General features: G+C 64.4%; 13 protein-coding genes and 1 riboswitch. Of the genes, 9 read left to right on the plus strand and 4 right to left on the minus strand.

What is annotated here, in order from left to right; genetic code table 11:
• The first annotated feature begins 1 nt into the window (after window position 1).
• Window positions 2-982 (plus strand): NAD(P)H-dependent glycerol-3-phosphate dehydrogenase, encoded by a 981-nt coding sequence (locus tag HCN50_RS25525; protein WP_171712660.1) that lies wholly within the window; start codon window positions 2-4, stop codon window positions 980-982.
• Window positions 983-984: 2 nt separating this feature from the next.
• Entirely contained in the window at window positions 985-1,398 is a 414-nt protein-coding gene (locus tag HCN50_RS25530; RefSeq protein ID WP_171712661.1) for an EVE domain-containing protein, read from the plus strand.
• A gap of 155 nt (window positions 1,399-1,553) precedes the next feature.
• Here the strand turns inward: HCN50_RS25530 and HCN50_RS25535 are convergent, their stop codons facing one another.
• The gene (locus HCN50_RS25535; RefSeq protein WP_171712662.1) at window positions 1,554-2,723 is read right to left on the minus strand and encodes a DNA topoisomerase IB; all 1,170 of its coding nucleotides are present in this window, start codon (window positions 2,721-2,723) and stop codon (window positions 1,554-1,556) included.
• A gap of 367 nt (window positions 2,724-3,090) precedes the next feature.
• Here HCN50_RS25535 and acs point away from each other — a divergent pair, with 367 nt between their 5' ends.
• Complete coding sequence (acs, locus tag HCN50_RS25540; RefSeq protein WP_171712663.1) at window positions 3,091-5,043, plus strand: acetate--CoA ligase; 1,953 nt, start codon at window positions 3,091-3,093, stop codon at window positions 5,041-5,043.
• 441 nt (window positions 5,044-5,484) lie between these two features.
• Entirely contained in the window at window positions 5,485-5,997 is a 513-nt protein-coding gene (locus HCN50_RS25545) for a L,D-transpeptidase (RefSeq protein WP_171712664.1), read from the plus strand.
• Window positions 5,998-6,045: 48 nt separating this feature from the next.
• Here HCN50_RS25545 and HCN50_RS25550 read toward each other — a convergent pair whose 3' ends face one another.
• Window positions 6,046-6,639, minus strand: a complete 594-nt coding sequence (locus tag HCN50_RS25550) for a thermonuclease family protein (RefSeq protein ID WP_376700325.1) — start codon at window positions 6,637-6,639, stop codon at window positions 6,046-6,048.
• Window positions 6,640-6,717: 78 nt separating this feature from the next.
• Window positions 6,718-6,927, minus strand: coding sequence for a DUF1674 domain-containing protein (locus HCN50_RS25555; protein WP_171712665.1), 210 nt, complete (start codon window positions 6,925-6,927; stop codon window positions 6,718-6,720).
• Window positions 6,928-7,087: 160 nt separating this feature from the next.
• Here HCN50_RS25555 and HCN50_RS25560 point away from each other — a divergent pair, with 160 nt between their 5' ends.
• From HCN50_RS25560 to HCN50_RS25580, 5 genes are all read left to right on the plus strand, one after another.
• Window positions 7,088-8,434: an RsmB/NOP family class I SAM-dependent RNA methyltransferase gene (locus HCN50_RS25560; RefSeq protein ID WP_171712666.1), complete on the plus strand. Its 1,347-nt coding sequence runs from the start codon at window positions 7,088-7,090 to the stop codon at window positions 8,432-8,434.
• 162 nt (window positions 8,435-8,596) lie between these two features.
• Window positions 8,597-10,312: a heparinase II/III family protein gene (locus tag HCN50_RS25565; protein WP_171712667.1), complete on the plus strand. Its 1,716-nt coding sequence runs from the start codon at window positions 8,597-8,599 to the stop codon at window positions 10,310-10,312.
• 38 nt (window positions 10,313-10,350) lie between these two features.
• Window positions 10,351-10,431, plus strand: a riboswitch (ZMP/ZTP riboswitch).
• A gap of 23 nt (window positions 10,432-10,454) precedes the next feature.
• Complete coding sequence (gene purH, locus HCN50_RS25570) at window positions 10,455-12,047, plus strand: bifunctional phosphoribosylaminoimidazolecarboxamide formyltransferase/IMP cyclohydrolase (RefSeq protein ID WP_171712668.1); 1,593 nt, start codon at window positions 10,455-10,457, stop codon at window positions 12,045-12,047.
• A 334-nt stretch (window positions 12,048-12,381) separates the two neighbouring features.
• On the plus strand, window positions 12,382-12,849 hold the full coding sequence (locus HCN50_RS25575) for a hypothetical protein (protein ID WP_171712669.1): 468 nt from the start codon (window positions 12,382-12,384) through the stop codon (window positions 12,847-12,849).
• A 223-nt stretch (window positions 12,850-13,072) separates the two neighbouring features.
• Complete coding sequence (locus HCN50_RS25580; protein ID WP_171712670.1) at window positions 13,073-15,307, plus strand: PAS domain-containing hybrid sensor histidine kinase/response regulator; 2,235 nt, start codon at window positions 13,073-13,075, stop codon at window positions 15,305-15,307.
• A gap of 116 nt (window positions 15,308-15,423) precedes the next feature.
• Here HCN50_RS25580 and coaA read toward each other — a convergent pair whose 3' ends face one another.
• Window positions 15,424-16,380 (minus strand): type I pantothenate kinase, encoded by a 957-nt coding sequence (gene coaA / locus HCN50_RS25585; protein ID WP_171712671.1) that lies wholly within the window; start codon window positions 16,378-16,380, stop codon window positions 15,424-15,426.
• Between the last annotated feature and the right edge of the window lie 10 nt (window positions 16,381-16,390).

Genomic DNA, 16,390 nt, shown 5'->3' on the forward strand with positions numbered 1-16,390 from the left:
CATGACGCTCTTTAACACCGTCGCGGTGATCGGCGCGGGCGCCTATGGCACCGCGCTCGCCTGCGCCGCCAGACGCGCCGGGCGCGACGTTATGCTCTATGCGCGGAGCGCCGGGACCGCCGCACAGATGAAGGCGACACGGCAAAATCCAAAGCTGCCCGGCGTCAGCCTCGACACACGCATCGACATCACCGCCGACCTGGCCGAGGCCGCGCGCGCGGACATCCTTCTGCTGGCAACGCCCGCGCAAAATGCGCGCAACGCAGCGAATGCACTTGCGCCGCTTCTGAAGCCGTCTACGCCCGTTGTCGCCTGCGCCAAGGGCATCGAGCGTGGCACGCACCGCTTCATGACCGAGGTGATTGCCGAGGCCATGCCGCACGTATTCCCCGCCATCCTGTCCGGACCAAATTTCGCCGACGACGTCGCGCGCGGCCTGCCGACCGCCGTGACGCTCGCGGCACGGGATGAAAGGCTGGCGAGCGATCTGGTCCAGGTGCTGGGCTCGGCTACCTTCCGGCCCTATCACACCACGGACGTTCGCGGCGTCGAGATCGGCGGCGCGGCCAAGAACGTGCTGGCGATCGCCGCCGGCATCGTCATCGGCCGCGAGCTTGGTGCCTCCGCGCTGGCCGCACTCACCACGCGCGGCTTCAGCGAGCTTGCCCGCCTCGGCCGCGCCTGCGGCGCGCGCAGCGAAACCCTGGCCGGCCTCTCGGGACTCGGCGATCTGATCCTGAGCTGCTCCAGCCCGCAATCGCGCAATCTCGCATTCGGCATCGCACTGGGACGCGGCGAACCGCCGAACCGCGACAAGCTCGCCGAAGGCGAATTCACCGCGCCGGTCCTGATCGAACTGGCCGCTTCGCAAAATGTCGATATGCCGGTATCAAATGCGGTCGCAGCGATCCTGAGCGGAAAAATCACGATCGACGCCGCGATCGAAGGTCTGCTCACGCGGCCGTTCAAGGCGGAGGAATGACGATGGCGTACTGGCTGGTGAAATCCGAACCTTCAACCTGGTCCTGGGACCAGCAAGTCGCAAAGGGAGCCAAGGGCGAAGCCTGGACCGGTGTGCGCAATTTCACCGCGCGGCAAAATCTCGTGAACATGAAGAAGGGCGACAAGGCGTTCTTCTATCACTCCAACGAGGGCAAGGAGATCGTCGGCATCGCCGAGGTGATCAAGGAAGCCTATCCCGATCCGACCGACAAGACCGGCAAATTCGTCTGCGTCGACATCAAGGCCGACAAGCCGTTGAAGACGCCGGTGACAATGGCCGCGATCAAGGCCGACAAGAAGCTCGCCGACATGGCGCTGGTGAAATATTCGCGGCTATCAGTGCAACCCGTGACGGCGGAAGAGTGGAAGCTGGTCTGCAAGATGGGCGGGCTTTGACGTCGTCGTCCCGGCAGACGCCGGGACCCATAACCACAGGCGCGCATTGTAGAGGCACGCTGCGACTCCAGCTCGCTCGTAATTCAACATCGGTGGTTATGGGTCCCGGCTCGCGCTTCGCTTGGCCGGGACGACGAGGAGTTGAGTGCCGGGGCTTACGCCGCCGCCGCCGTCACCACCTGCGCCAATAGCGCCTCGCGCTTGGCTTGCGTGCGGTAGCCCTTCATCGTCGCGGCGAAGCGCTCGAGGATGCCGTCCTCGAACGCTGTGACGATGGTGTCGTGGACGTAGCTCTTGCGGCAGATCGCGGGCGTGTTCGACAGTTCGTCGGCTGCGGCGCGCACCGCGTCCAGCACCTGCTTCTTGCGGCCGCGGGCGCTCGCCGCCGGCGAAATCCGCGACAGCGATTCCAGCACCACGGCGGAAGCCATCAGCGTGCGGAAATCCTTCAGCGAAATCTTGATGCCGGCGATCTCGCGCAGGAACGCGTTCACGGCCGTGGTCGAGGCTGCGCGCACGACGCCGGACCTGTCGCGGTACTGGAACATGCGCTTGCCCGGCACGGTGCGCAGAATGCCAATGGCGCGCACCAGCTTGGCGGCGTCGCATTCCTTGCGCACGGCCTTGCCGCCCTTGGCCTTGAAGGTCAGGACGAGGCAATCGTCTTCCAACATGACGTTCGATTTCAACAGCGTGGTGGCGCCGCGGGTGCCGTTGAGCCGGGCATAGGATTCGTTGCCCGGGCGGATCGCGGTGCGCGCGATCAATTCGATCACGGCCGAGAGCGCGAACTCGCGCGTCGGCTCGTCACCGGACAGAAACGCCGAGACCTTGCGCCGGATCTTCGGCAGCGCCGCCACCAGCTTGGCCAGGCGATGCGCCTTGCGGTGCTCGCGAACCTTTTCCCAATCGGCGTGGTAGCGGTATTGCAGCCTTCCTGCCGCATCGATGCCGACCGCCTGGAGATGGGAGTTCGGGTCGGCCGAATAACGGACCTCGCGATAGGCCGGCGGCACCGCCATCGAGTGCAGGCGGCGGATGGTGCCGGCGTGACGGATCTGCGTGCCGTTGGCGCGGTGGAATGAATAGCCTTTGCCGCGCTTGACGCGGCGGATAGTTAGTCCGTTCTGGTCGCCGAGCTTGAGGCCAAGTTCCTGGGCCAGCTCTGCGATGGAGGTCCTAGCGGAGATGTGCGGCTTTGTCGCGGGAGACCTGAACGGCGCCCTGACCGGTTCCTTCGGCAGTTGCCCGAGCGCTTGTGCCAATGCAACAGCGGGATCGGCGGAAACGGGCCGCGTAGCCTCGAAATTCTGCTGATCCATCATAACCGTTGTCGCCTTGCTCCGCCTGTTTCGCCGGTAATGCCGCTTATTGTGGGTTCGTTCCGGAGGGCCGCTGCCCGGGGTGGCCATTTAGGGGGTAATGAACCACTTTGCGAGTCCCGATTCCGTCATTGTCGGTTACTGGGTACCTTTCATGGGAGCCATTCCGCCGATAACGTTGATTTCGCCCTGAGGCGACCTGCGAAAATGACATGACTTTGATCCGCGACAAGGCCGGGAAACGGCTGACCGACCAAGGTCGCAGACGTTCCGCCTTGTCCGGGCATCATCCCGCGACGCATAATCGCTGCAACAATCAGGAACTACTTGCGGCTGCTCAGCATCCAGCCGCGTGAGTGGGAGGATAAATATGTCCGAGAAGATTTATGACGTATCCGCCGATTGGGCAAAACGCGCCTACGTCAACGACGCCAAGTACCGTGAAATGTACGCTCGCTCGGTCTCGGACCCCAACGGCTTCTGGGCCGAACAGGCCAAGCGCATCGACTGGATCAAGCCGCCCCATCGAATCGAAAACGTCTCCTTTGCACCCGGCAACATCTCGATCAAATGGTTCGAGGACGGCGTCCTGAACGCGGCGTGGAACTGCATCGACCGCCATCTCGACAAGCGCGGCCACCAGACCGCGATCATCTGGGAGGGTGACGACCCCTCGCAGTCCAAGCACATCACCTACCGCCAACTGCATGACGAAGTCTGCAAGATGGCCAACATCCTGCGCACGAGGAACGTCAAGAAAGGCGACCGCGTCACCATCTATCTGCCGATGATCCCGGAAGCGGCCTATGCGATCCTGGCCTGCGCGCGGATCGGCGCGATTCATTCCGTGGTGTTCGCCGGCTTCTCGCCCGACAGCCTCGCCCAGCGCATCACCGACTGCCAGTCCAAGGTCATCATCACCGCCGACGAGGGCCTGCGCGGCGGCAAGAAGGTGCCGCTGAAGGCCAATGTCGATGCCGCGATCGCAAAAACCGGCGGCGTCGATTGGGTCGTCGTCGTCAAGCGCACGGGTGCTGCCGTCGACATGAATCCGTCGCGCGATTTCTGGTACCACGAAGCGGCCGCGATGGTGACCACGGAATGCCCGGTCGAGCACATGCATGCGGAAGATCCGCTGTTCATCCTCTATACGTCGGGCTCCACTGGCCAGCCCAAGGGCGTGCTGCACACCACCGGTGGCTATCTCGTGTTCGCGTCGATGACGCATCAATATGTCTTCGACTATCACGACGGCGACGTCTACTGGTGCACCGCCGACGTCGGCTGGGTCACCGGCCACAGCTATATTATCTATGGGCCGCTGGCGAACGGCGCCACCACGCTGATGTTCGAGGGCGTGCCCAACTATCCGGATAATTCGCGCTTCTGGAACGTCATTGACAAGCACAGTGTCAATATCTTCTACACGGCGCCGACCGCGATCCGCGCGCTGATGCAGGCGGGCGACGAGCCGGTCAAGAAAACCTCGCGCAAGAGTTTGCGCCTGCTCGGCTCCGTCGGAGAGCCGATTAATCCGGAAGCCTGGGAATGGTATCATCGCGTGGTCGGCGACGGACGCTGCCCGATCGTCGATACCTGGTGGCAGACCGAGACCGGCGGCATCCTGATCACGCCGCTGCCGGGCGCAACCAAGCTCAAGCCCGGCTCGGCGACGCGGCCGTTCTTTGGCGTCGTACCCGAGATCGTCGACGCCGACGGCAACGTGTTGCAGGGCGAATGCACCGGCAATCTCTGCCTCGCCAAGTCCTGGCCTGGCCAGATGCGCACCGTTTATGGCGACCATCCGCGTTTCGAGCAGACCTATTTCTCGACCTACAAGGGCAAGTATTTCACCGGCGATGGCTGCCGCCGCGATGCCGACGGCTATTACTGGATCACCGGCCGCGTCGACGACGTCATCAACGTCTCGGGCCATCGCATGGGCACCGCAGAGGTCGAGAGTTCGCTGGTCGCGCATGCCAAGGTGTCGGAAGCCGCCGTGGTCGGCTATCCCCACGACATCAAGGGCCAGGGCATCTACGCCTATGTGACGCTGATGGCCGGCACCGAGCCGACGGAAGAGTTGCGAAAAGAGCTGGTCGCCTGGGTGCGCAAGGACATCGGCCCGATCGCTTCCCCGGACCAGATCCAGTTCGCGCCGGGCCTGCCCAAAACCCGCTCCGGCAAGATCATGCGCCGCATCCTGCGCAAGATCGCCGAGGACGAGCCCTCCAGCCTTGGTGATACCTCGACGCTTGCCGATCCCGCCGTGGTCGATGATCTCGTGAAGAACCGGCAGAACAAGAAGAGCGCGCCAGCGTAGCGGCCGCGGCCAGAGGGGCTATTCTCGCTTTGCCCTCGGGGCAAAAGGGCGCCATATTGCGCGCACTACGCTCGCGAGCGCCCCGTTTTCCGCATCGTCATGGCCGGGCTTGTCCCGGGCATGACGAGCCTGCGGCCGATCCGGTACCAAACCCGCAGAATCTGACGCGAAATCCCATCGGTCACGCAGTTGTCAGTGGCCGGCCCGCCTCTGTGGCGATTTCGCGGCCATGTGTTGTTTTCCGGTCATTTACTTTATTTCAAACATTTTCTTTGTTCCGCTCAGCGAAACCAGTTTCGAGAGCCGGTGGCGAAACCGGCCCGTGAATTCGTGCGACTAACAATAGCGCCGGCGAGACGGCGGGCCGCCAAGGCTTCGACCGCCACGGCTTGAAAGGACATTTGAGGGCCCTGAACGGGCTGGGCAGAGCGGGAGCTGGGAATGTCGATGAGGATTGCGGTGGCGTTAGCCGCCACCTTGGGCGTGGGCATTATGATGCCGTCGGCGGCAGAGGCGCGGCCGGAACTGGTGGGCATCAGCGGCGATTACGCGCCGGGCACCATCGTGGTGAAGACCCATGAGCGACGTCTCTATCTCGTTCTCGAAGCGGGCCGCGCCATGCGCTATCCGGTCGGCGTCGGCAAGGCCGGCAAGCAATGGTCGGGCACCACCAAGATCGACGGCAAGTATCTCAATCCGGCCTGGTCGCCGCCGAGCGAGGTCAAGCGCGACAAGCCCGACATGCCCGACGTCATTCCCGGCGGCTCGCCCCGCAACCCGATGGGCGTCGCTGCGATGACACTGGCCGGCGGCGAATACGCCATTCACGGCACCAACGTGCCGAACTCGGTTGGCGGCTTTGTATCCTACGGTTGTATCCGCATGCTCAACGACGATATTTCTGACCTCTATCAACGCGTCTCGGTGGGAACGACCGTGACAGTCACGCACTGATCTTCGAATCAGATTGAACAAAAGAGCCGCGCGATCGTGCGGCTCTTTTCATTTCGGCAGTGCTTGACCTGCGTTCGCGCACCAACCGTTATGATGCCCGCCGCCATAACTGCGGGCATAACCTGCGGTAATCATCGCCGTTGACACATTTCCAGTGCGCCGCGTTGCGACGTCAGCAACGACGCGGCCGGCATACTTGTCCGGCCCTATGTTGAAGATTCGCACGTCGCCTTCGCCTAGCAAGGCGCGCAACGCGCCCGTCGCCGCCTCCGCCATCTGCAATTCCTGTGCGCACGCCGCTTTCAATTCAGGCGCGTCGATGCCGCGAAGCCGAACCCTTGTGTTGAGATCGAGGCCGGGCTCCATGTGAACCCGCGCCTCGAACGTGTCGCCGTCGATCGTGCGGATCACGTCGACGGCGTGACGGGTGTCCGGGCTTCCGGCACGCTTCCACACCATCTCGGCATCGCGCGCCGCCTGGCTGTCGGCGAAACCCGGCAACGACCGGCGTACCCAGTCCCGCACCGGCAGCATCGTTCCCGCCGCCACGCAAACCACGAACATCCACGGCAGCGCCGCAGAAAACCACCGGCGCCCTGAACTCCGGCGCCGATATGTGTTTATTCGCTCATAGGAAGGCATGTGCCCGACTAAGGGCTGAGTCGGGTCATCCGGCAAGAGCCCGTTGCCGTTCCTTTGACCTCAAAAAATCCTTGGGCCTCAAAAATCCGAAGCGATCCCGTTGCGCTCCCAATCGCCGTAGCGGGTCGGTTCCGGTCCCTTTGGACCCTGAAATTCCCTCTGCAGCGTGGTGACGTTGGCCGCCGCGGCCTTGCGGCGCGCCTCGGCTTCGGCGAGCGCGCGCTCGGCCGCCGGCGTCAGCTTCTTGCGTTCCGCGACGAGCGCGGGAGATGAAGAATAGTCGGTCATCGCAACTCTCCCATAACACGGGAATAGGCCCGCAGATGACATCACATTCGTGAAATTGTCTGTGGCGATTCTTACATTTGGCATATTCGCATGCCAAACGGGCTTCTCATTTCAATGGCATGAGCCGAAACCTTTCCGCCTTCCGAGACATTGCTGCTTCATGCCCCCTTCGAGATTCGCAGTACCTTCAGAAGTGCCTGGCCTCGCCGCGCGGCGTATCGCGGCCGATATTCTCGACGGCGTGCTGCACAAGCATCGCACCCTTGACGATCAGCTCGACGGCGCGGGCGCCCATCCCGGACTGAAGACGCTCGCCGACCGCGACCGCGCGTTGATGCGGCGGCTGGTGGCGACCATCCTGCGGCGGCTCGGCACGCTCGGCCATTTACTATCGCGCCTGCTCGATCGTGGCATCCCGACGGATGCGCCGCGCGCGCAGAGCGCGCTGCTGATCGGCGCCGCACAGATTCTCTGGATGGACGTGCCGGATCATGCCGCCGTTGATCTTTCGGTGCGTCTGGTGCAATCGGACCGGCGCGCGGCGAAATATGCCGGCCTCGTCAACGCCGTGCTGCGCCGTTGTGCTCGCGAGGGACAGCCGCTGATCGAGGAAGTCAAATCGCAGACGCTGGACATTCCGCCCTGGCTGCTAGCGCGCTGGATCGGCGCCTATGGCGAGACCACCGCGCGCGAGATGGCGCGCGCCATCGGCCATGAGCCGTCGCTCGACATCACCGTGAAGTCGGACGCGCCGCAATGGGCGAGCCGCCTTCACGGCGAGACGCTGCCGACCGGGACGGTGCGCACGCTGCTGCAGGGCTCGGTGACCATGCTGCCCGGCTTCACCGAGGGCCAATGGTGGGTGCAGGACGCCGCCGCCGCGCTGCCGGCGCGATTGTTCGGCGACGTCGCAGGCAAGACCATTGTCGATCTCTGCGCCGCCCCCGGCGGCAAGACCGCACAACTGGCGCACGCCGGGGCGCGCGTGACCGCGGTTGATCGCTCGCCGGCGCGCATGGCGCGGCTGCGCGACAATTTAGCCAGGCTTTCGCTGCAGGCAGATGACGTGGTGGCCGACGCCGCCGAGTGGCCCGGCGGCGATGGGGGTTATGACGGCGTGCTGATGGATGCGCCCTGCACCTCCACCGGCACCATCCGCCGTCACCCTGATGTCGCCTGGCTGCGTCAGGAAGCTGACATTGCGGCGCTGTCGGCGCTGCAAAAACGATTGCTGCAAAATGCGGTCGCCCTGCTCAAGCCTGGCGGAATGCTGGTCTATTGCACCTGTTCGCTGGAGCCGGAGGAAGGTGAGCAGGCAGTCGCAGCCCTGCTGGCCACCGAATCCGGCATGCGACGGGCTCCGATCCAGGTAAGCGAGGTCGCGGGCCTCAGCGAAATCCTGACTGCGAACGGCGATTTGCGGACCCTGCCCTGCCATTTGCCCCATTCTGACCCCCGGCTCGGCGGGCTGGATGGATTTTACGCTGCGCGGCTGATTAAATCCTGATTTTAAACCGGAATTTGGGCAACCTTCGGGTGATTCGCGCCCTTTCAAGATGGTGTCACGGCGGCGTTTCCGGATTAAAAGGATTCGTCAGACTACCCCTCCCTTCCTACGCCAAGGCACAGCGTGTCGGTCGCTCAACGCAGACGCATCTCGACGCTTATCATGAGCCGCTCGGCGCGGACCGTGATCGCGCGCGCGACCGGCGCCACCGTGGCGGTATCGCGGCTGTGGCCCGGCCGCGCCGACCGGTTGATCATCGCCCCGCACGACCTGCGCACCGCCGACGCCACCCGCGCCGCCGAAATCTATGCCGGCCGCTTCGTGTTCGCCGGAAAGATCGTGACCTGCCACGGCCGCTCGATCTTCGATCTCGAACCGCCGTCGGAAGACTGGGAAGTGGCGCTGCTCGGCTTCGGCTGGCTGCGGCACCTGCGCGCCGCCGACACCGCGCTGACCCGCGCCAATGCGCGCTCGCTGGTCGACGACTGGATCTCCAATCCGGCGCGCAAGCGGCCGCTCGAGCGCCGGCCCGACGTGCTGGCGCGGCGCGTGATCTCGCTGTTGTCGCAGGCGCCGCTGGTGCTCGGCGATACCGACGGCAAATTCTATCGCAAATATCTGCGCGGGCTGACCCGCGAGATTCGCTATCTGCGCTACGCGATGCTCGATATCGCTGACGGCGTGTCGCGGCTGCAGGTGCTGATCGCGCTGTGTTACGCCTCGCTATGCCTTGCCAATCAGGCGCGGCACATCCGCGCCGCCACGCGGCGGCTGTCAGACGAGTTGCAGCGCCAGATCCTGCCCGACGGCGGGCACATCTCGCGCAATCCCGGCGCGCTGGTCGAGCTGCTCAGCGATTTGCTGCCGCTGCGTCAGACCTTTGCCGCTCGCAACATCGCGCCGCCGCCGGCGCTGTTGAACGCGATCGACCGCATGATGCCGATGCTGCGCTTCTTCCGTCACGGCGACGGCAGCTTTGCGCTGTTCAACGGCATGAGCAACGCACCTTCGGATCTGGTCGCGACGCTGCTCGCCTATGACGATACCCATGGCGTGCCGATGGCCAACATGCCGCATACCGGCTTCCAGCGCCTCGATGCCGGCACCACGACGGTCATCATGGATACCGGCCCACCGCCGCCGCCGAATGTCAGCCAGGAAGCGCACGCCGGCTGCCTCTCGTTCGAACTGTCGTCGGGGCCGAGCCGGATCGTCGTCAATTGCGGCATGCCTTCGACCGGCCGCGACAACTGGCGCACTTTTGCGCGCAGCACCATGGCGCATTCGACGCTGACCTATCACGACACGTCCTCGTGCCAGTTCGTCGAACTGTCGGCGATGAAGCGCCTCTTGCAGGGTTCACCGATCATCAGCGGACCGGGCAATGTCGAAAGCTACCGCGAGGCGGCGGCCGACGGCGATCTGCTGACGACGTCGCATGACGGCTATCTCGCACGCTTCGGCGTCCTGCATCGCCGGGTGCTGATGATCTCGCAAGACGGCGGCAGGCTCGACGGGGAGGACACCGTAACGCCGGCGCCGGGCGGCCGCATCAAGGGCAGCGATAACGATTTTGCGCTGCGGTTTCATCTGCATCCTGCGGTGAAGGCGAGTCGCCTCAGCGATGCGCGCGGCGTCATGCTGGTATTGCCCAACCGCGACGTCTGGACCTTCGAGGCGCTCGACGACAAGGTCGACCTCGAGGACAGTGTGTTTCTGGCCGGCAATGACGGCCCGCGCCGCACCGCCCAGATCGTGATCCGGCAGGACTCCCGGCACGCCTCGTCGATCCGCTGGAGCTTTATCCGCTCGAGCACATCGGCGGGCGCGACGGTCGCCCGCCGTACTGCGCGACGCGAGCCTGAATTGCCGCTCTAAGCCCCCATTGTGAACCGCGCCAAAAGCTGCTAACCAGCCCGCGCTCGCGCGACTGGCGACTTTGGATGGAGCACCATCGGGAAGCGCGAGGAACAAAGCCGCGCGCCTGGGCATAAGCATCCCCTGACAAAGGACGTTGCCCATGACTGACACGACCCGTCGCGTAACCCGCGCTTTATTGTCCGTCTCCGACAAGACCGGCCTGATTGAATTTGCCAAGGCACTTGCCGGGCATGGCGTCGAGCTGATCTCGACCGGCGGCACCGCGAAGGCGATCGCCGCAGCCGGGCTGAAGGTCAGGGATGTCTCCGAGCTGACCGGCTTCCCCGAGATGATGGACGGCCGGGTCAAGACGCTGCATCCGAAGGTGCATGGCGGCCTGCTCGCGATCCGCGACAACAAGGAGCATGCCGAGGCGATGACGGCGCACGGCATCGCACCGATCGATCTGCTGGTCGTCAACCTCTATCCGTTCGAAGCGACCGTCGACAAAGGCGCGAGCTATGAGGACTGCATCGAGAATATCGATATCGGCGGACCCGCGATGATCCGCGCCGCCGCGAAGAACCATGACGATGTCGCGGTCGTTGTCGAGGCGCAGGATTATCAGGCCGTGCTCGACGAACTTGCCGCTAACAAGTGCGCAACGACGCTGGCGCTGCGCCGCCGTCTCGCTGCAAAAGCCTATGCCCGCACCGCCGCCTATGACGCGGCGATCTCGAACTGGTTCGCCGTGCAGCTCAAGGACAATGTGCCGGATTTCCGCGCCTTTGGCGGCCGGCTGATCCAGTCCCTGCGCTATGGCGAGAACCCGCATCAGACCGCAGCGTTCTACGCCACGCCCGACAAGCGGCCCGGCGTTTCCACCGCGCGGCAGTTGCAGGGCAAGGAGCTCTCCTACAACAACATCAACGACACCGATGCGGCCTATGAATGTGTCGGCGAGTTCGATCCGAAGCGCACCGCCGCCTGCGTCATCGTCAAGCATGCCAACCCCTGTGGCGTTGCGGAGGGACCTGATCTCGTCACCGCCTATCGTCGCGCGCTGGCCTGCGACTCGACCTCGGCCTATGGCGGCATCATCGCGGTCAATCGCACGCTCGATGCAGAAGCTGCGCGCGCCATCATCGGCATCTTCACCGAAGTGATCATCGCGCCCGACGCCACTGAGGAGGCCATCGCGATCATCGGCGCAAGGAAGAATTTGCGGCTGCTGCTCGCAGGCGGCCTACCCGATCCGCGCACGGTCGCCCTTACCGCCAAGACGGTTGCCGGCGGCCTCTTGGTGCAAAGCCGCGACAATGCCGTGGTCGAGGATATGGACATCAAGGTCGCGACCAAGCGTGCGCCGACCGACGCCGAACTGCGCGATCTCAAATTCGCCTTCCGCGTCGCCAAGCACGTCAAGTCGAACACCATCATTTACGCCAAGGACCTTGCGACCGTCGGTATCGGCGCCGGCCAGATGAGCCGGGTCGATTCCGCGCGCATCGCCGCCCGCAAGGCGCAGGATGCCGCGGCTGAACTCAAGCTCGCCGAACCGCTGACCAAGGGCTCCGTCGTTGCGTCCGATGCGTTCTTCCCCTTTGCCGACGGCATGCTGGCCTGCATCGAAGCCGGCGCCACTGCAGTAATCCAGCCCGGCGGCTCCCTGCGCGACGATGAAGTGATCAAGGCCGCCGACGACCATGGCATCGCCATGGTGTTCACCGGCGTCAGGCATTTCCGGCATTGAGCGACGCCAAACGGATTTAAGACGTCGGGCAGTTCACGTCGCGAGAACGCGCAACCATACACAGTTGTTGTCGCCCGCAATTCGTCCGCCGAAGCTCCACGAGTGAAGGCGGGGATGACAATCGTGTGTGGCGTCAGGACTTCGCGTCATTGCGAGTGCAGCGAAGCAATCCATCTATCTCCGCGCGGCTCCGTGGATTATTTCGCGCCGCTCGCACCAAGGATGCCGACGTCACAAACAACAACCGGCGTCAACGTGGCGGTAACCAGTTTCCTTTACTCTCTGCCAACCACAAGCCCCATGTTGCGGGCTTATGGTGAGCGAGTAGCGTGTCATGTTGCGTTTGAAGATCCTGGCTTCGGTGATTCCGTTGGCGATTGTTGCCCTGTTCGCGCGGGGCGAGCTCTTGGGCGGTCCGCGGCCCTGTATCGAGATCGCAGGCACGACTGTCCAAATCGCCGCGCTCTCCTGGCAGGCGCACCGCCACGTCAGCTTCACCAACGATCCCGCCCGCGCGACGGTTCGGGTCCAGATTTCCGATAACGCCGAAGCGGCCGACTTCACCGTGATCGACGACATCGATACGTCCGAAGCCGGCGCCTGCGAGAGCATCGCACCGCCGCGACTGGTCGCGATCTCGCGCCGTCCATCCGCGTCAGATCCCGTCATCTATCTGTCGCGGGATGGGCCGGCCGACTACCGCATCTTCGTATCCTCGAAGAGCTTTTCGCCGTTCGACGCCGCCGCCCTGATCGTCGGCGCCCGCGGCGAGCGCCACCGCGTCGACGCGGCGTCGCTTTAGGTTTGGAGCATGGTCTCGCCGGAAAACCGGTTTCCGCTTTGCGCGAACGCGGCCCTCCGGGTCCGGACCATGCTCGATTAAACCTTCGTTCACCCTGTTCTCATCGCGACTGTTACGCGCTGGGACCCTCAAGCACTTTGCAACGTCGGCGACGCATCGTCTGCCTCAGAGAGGCGGCGAAGCAGGCCGGTTCAATTCAGGCAGCAAGCTCAGGGTTATTGGGATGGGACGGACTTTCCGGATCAAGCTTCGCTTTCGCCGTTTCGGTCGCCGGCATCCCTGGCTGACCTTCGTGCTCCGCTCGTTCATGGTCTTCTCGATCGTGTTCGGCGCCGCCTACGGATTCATTACCGGTAGCCGAGCGGAAAATTCCGGCTATGACCCGCACAACTTTGCGATCGGCGTCGCCTTCCTGTTTGCGATTGCCTGCGTCGCGCTCGCGACGTTCAGCGTCCGGTTCCGCCTGCTGCGCAAGAAGATGCGCAAGGTCGCGCTGCATAATGAGGCGCTGGCCGATCGGAACTGGGAATTGCAAGAAGCCGAGCAGCGCGCCCGCCGCCTGTTCGAATCGCAGGGCGATCTCATCGTGCTGCGCGACGCCGAGGGCCGCATCACCTTTGTCAACGACGCCTATTGCGAGCTCGCGCAAATGCGCCGCGAGGCGCTGATCGGCAGCCGTTTCGAGCTTTCCGTGCTCGAACAGGGCGACACCGCGCTCGAACCGAACGGCACCCGCGTTCACGACCAGCTGATCGAAGGACCGCTCGGCCCGCGCTGGATCGCGTGGCGCGAGGGTCTCGTCCGCAACGACGCCGGAGGACCGGCGGAAATGCAAAGCGTCGGCCGCGACGTCACCGATCGCACCGAAAGCGAGCGCGCGCTGACCGAGGCCCGCGATCAGGCGGACGCGGCGAGCCGCGCCAAGTCGCGCTTCCTCGCAATGGCAAGCCACGAAATCCGCACGCCGCTCAACGGCATCATCGGCATGAGCAGCCTGCTGATGGACACGCCGCTGACGCCGGAACAGGCGACCTATGTCAAGGCGGTAAAGACCTCCGGCGACGCGCTGCTCGCATTGATCGAAGAGCTCTTGGATTATTCCAAGATCGAGGCCGGCAAGATCGACCTCGAACATCGCCCGTTTGCGCTGTCGGGCCTGATCGAGGACATCACCGAATTGCTGGCGCCGCGGGCGGAAGCCAAGAAAATCGAGGTGGCCGCCTATGTCGACGAGCGGCTCCCGGCGCACGTGATCGGCGACGCGGCGCGGTTGCGGCAGGTGCTGCTTAATCTCGCCGGCAATGCGATCAAGTTCACCTCGAACGGCGGCGTCGCCCTGATCGTCGAGCCCGGCATCTGGCCGAATGAAATCAGTTTCCTGGTGCGCGACACCGGCATCGGCATCGCGCCCGAGGCGCGCGAGCGGATCTTCCGCGAGTTCGAGCAGGCCGACGACAAGATCGCCCGCAGTTATGGCGGCACCGGGCTCGGGCTGAGCATCTCCGACCGCATCGTCAAGCGGATGGGCGGCCGCATCACGCTAGAGAGCCAGCCGGGCGTTGGCTCGACCTTCCAAGTGTCGATCCCGCTCGTCGCCGCCGAGGGCGAACAGACTTCGTTCACCATGCCGGATCTCTCTGGTCAGTCGATCATGCTGGTCTCGCCCGCGAGCATCGAGGCTTCGCTGACCGCGCGTCGGCTGCAGCGCTGGGGCGGCCAGACCTGCATGATATCCGAGGCCGATGTCGCCGAGGCGCTGCTGCCCGAGCGCCCCTGGCATGCCGTGCTGATCGATCACGCGCTGGGGCTTGCCGATATTGAACGGCTCGGCGAAGCCGCGCGCCTTCACGCCACCCAGCGCATCGTGATGTTCACGCCGGCGACGCGGCACGAAATGCAGCCGTCCGCCACTTCCGCCCTCACCGGCTATCTGGTCAAGCCGCTGCGCGCGGCTTCGCTCGCGGCCCGCCTGACGGCCGCGCCGGAAGTGGCCGCGCCGAGCCTGGAGCCGGCGATCGACGCCAACGGAACGCCCGCCGCGCCGGCAGCCAAGGGCCTGTCAATCCTGGTTGCCGAGGACAATCAGATCAATGCGCTCCTGATCCGCTCGCTGCTCGGCCGGCTCGGCCATCACGCCGTCATCACCACCAACGGCGCCGAGGCGCTGGAATCCTGGCTGTCAGCGAAATCCGCCGGCAGCCCTTATGATCTCGTCCTGATGGACATCCAGATGCCGCAGCTCGACGGCATCGAAACCACCAAGCGGATGCGCTCGCTCGAGGCCGGCGAGCCGGGCAGCCGGACGCCGATCCTCGCGCTCACCGCCAATACGCTGGTGGAAGACCGTTACGCCTGCTTCGAAGCCGGCATGGACGGATTTTTGATCAAGCCGCTTGATCGCGAGAAACTCGCCGACGCACTCGCCGGGGTGATCGCGGCACGGCACATTGCGGCGTGACGCATTAAGGATTGTAGGGTGCGCAACGCGAAGCGTGCCCACCATGTTAGTCATCGATCGGATAGGAGATGGTGGGCCCGGCGCAAGTGCGCCTTTGCCCACCCGCCACTACGATCCTACAGCCGCCGCAGCGCCACCGTCTCGACGAGATGATCGGCACGCTTTTTCAGGATCAGCGTTGCGCGCGGACGGGTCGGCAGGATGTTGTCCTCGAGATTGGCGAGGTTGGTGCGCTCCCAGATCGCGATCGCAGTCGCCGTCGCTTCCTCGTCGGAGAGCACTGCATAGCGATGGAAGTAGGATTTGGGATCGTGGAACGCGGTGTCCCTGAGCGCAAGAAAGCGCCGCACATACCATTCGCGCAGCACCGACTCCTCGGCATCGATATAGACGGAGAAGTCAAAGAAGTCGGACACGACAGGCACTGCCTTGCCGTCGCGCGGCAGGCGGCCGGTCTGCAGCACGTTGACGCCCTCGACGATCAGAATATCGGGGCGGTCGACCTCGATCCACTCGTTCGGCACGATGTCGTAGACCAGATGCGAATAGACTGGCGCACGCACCGGCCGGCGCCCGGCCTTGATGTCGGAGAGGAACGACAGCAGCATCGGCAGGTCGTAGCTCTCGGGAAAGCCCTTTTTCTGCATCATTCCCTGCCGCTCGAGCACGGCATTGGGAAACAGGAAACCGTCGGTCGTCACCAGGTCGACCTTGGGCCGCGGCGACCAGCGTGCGAGCAGCGCCTGCAGCACGCGCGCGGTGGTTGACTTGCCTGCGGCGACCGAGCCGGCGACGCCGATGATGTAGGGCACCTTGCGATCGCGGATGCCGAGAAACTGGCGCTGCGCCCGGAAAAGCCGATCGGTCGCATCAACATAGATCGACAACAGCCGCGACAACGGCAGGTAGATGTCCTCGACCTCCTGCAGGTCGAGGCGGTCATGCATCGAACGCAGCCGCTCGAATTCGCCCGGCTCCAGCGTCATCGGCGTGTCGTCGCGCAGCCGCGCCCACTGCTCGCGGGTGAAGATGCGGTAAGGGTTGTATTGCTGGTCGGGAGCCCGGATATCCATGCGTTGCCCT

Source organism: Bradyrhizobium archetypum (assembly GCF_013114835.1).
GTDB lineage: Bacteria > Pseudomonadota > Alphaproteobacteria > Rhizobiales > Xanthobacteraceae > Bradyrhizobium > Bradyrhizobium archetypum.

Coding starts and splice junctions, on each gene's coding strand:
- HCN50_RS25565 (WP_171712667.1), top strand. CDS start 8,597: ATGAGCCGCTCGGCGCGGACCGTGATCGCGCGCGCGACCGGCGCCACC.
- coaA (WP_171712671.1), bottom strand. CDS start 16,380: ATGGATATCCGGGCTCCCGACCAGCAATACAACCCTTACCGCATCTTC.
- HCN50_RS25530 (WP_171712661.1), top strand. CDS start 985: ATGGCGTACTGGCTGGTGAAATCCGAACCTTCAACCTGGTCCTGGGAC.
- HCN50_RS25575 (WP_171712669.1), top strand. CDS start 12,382: ATGTTGCGTTTGAAGATCCTGGCTTCGGTGATTCCGTTGGCGATTGTT.
- HCN50_RS25555 (WP_171712665.1), bottom strand. CDS start 6,927: ATGACCGACTATTCTTCATCTCCCGCGCTCGTCGCGGAACGCAAGAAG.
- HCN50_RS25580 (WP_171712670.1), top strand. CDS start 13,073: ATGGGACGGACTTTCCGGATCAAGCTTCGCTTTCGCCGTTTCGGTCGC.
- HCN50_RS25560 (WP_171712666.1), top strand. CDS start 7,088: ATGCCCCCTTCGAGATTCGCAGTACCTTCAGAAGTGCCTGGCCTCGCC.
- HCN50_RS25550 (WP_376700325.1), bottom strand. CDS start 6,639: ATGCCTTCCTATGAGCGAATAAACACATATCGGCGCCGGAGTTCAGGG.
- HCN50_RS25525 (WP_171712660.1), top strand. CDS start 2: ATGACGCTCTTTAACACCGTCGCGGTGATCGGCGCGGGCGCCTATGGC.
- HCN50_RS25535 (WP_171712662.1), bottom strand. CDS start 2,723: ATGATGGATCAGCAGAATTTCGAGGCTACGCGGCCCGTTTCCGCCGAT.
- acs (WP_171712663.1), top strand. CDS start 3,091: ATGTCCGAGAAGATTTATGACGTATCCGCCGATTGGGCAAAACGCGCC.
- purH (WP_171712668.1), top strand. CDS start 10,455: ATGACTGACACGACCCGTCGCGTAACCCGCGCTTTATTGTCCGTCTCC.
- HCN50_RS25545 (WP_171712664.1), top strand. CDS start 5,485: ATGTCGATGAGGATTGCGGTGGCGTTAGCCGCCACCTTGGGCGTGGGC.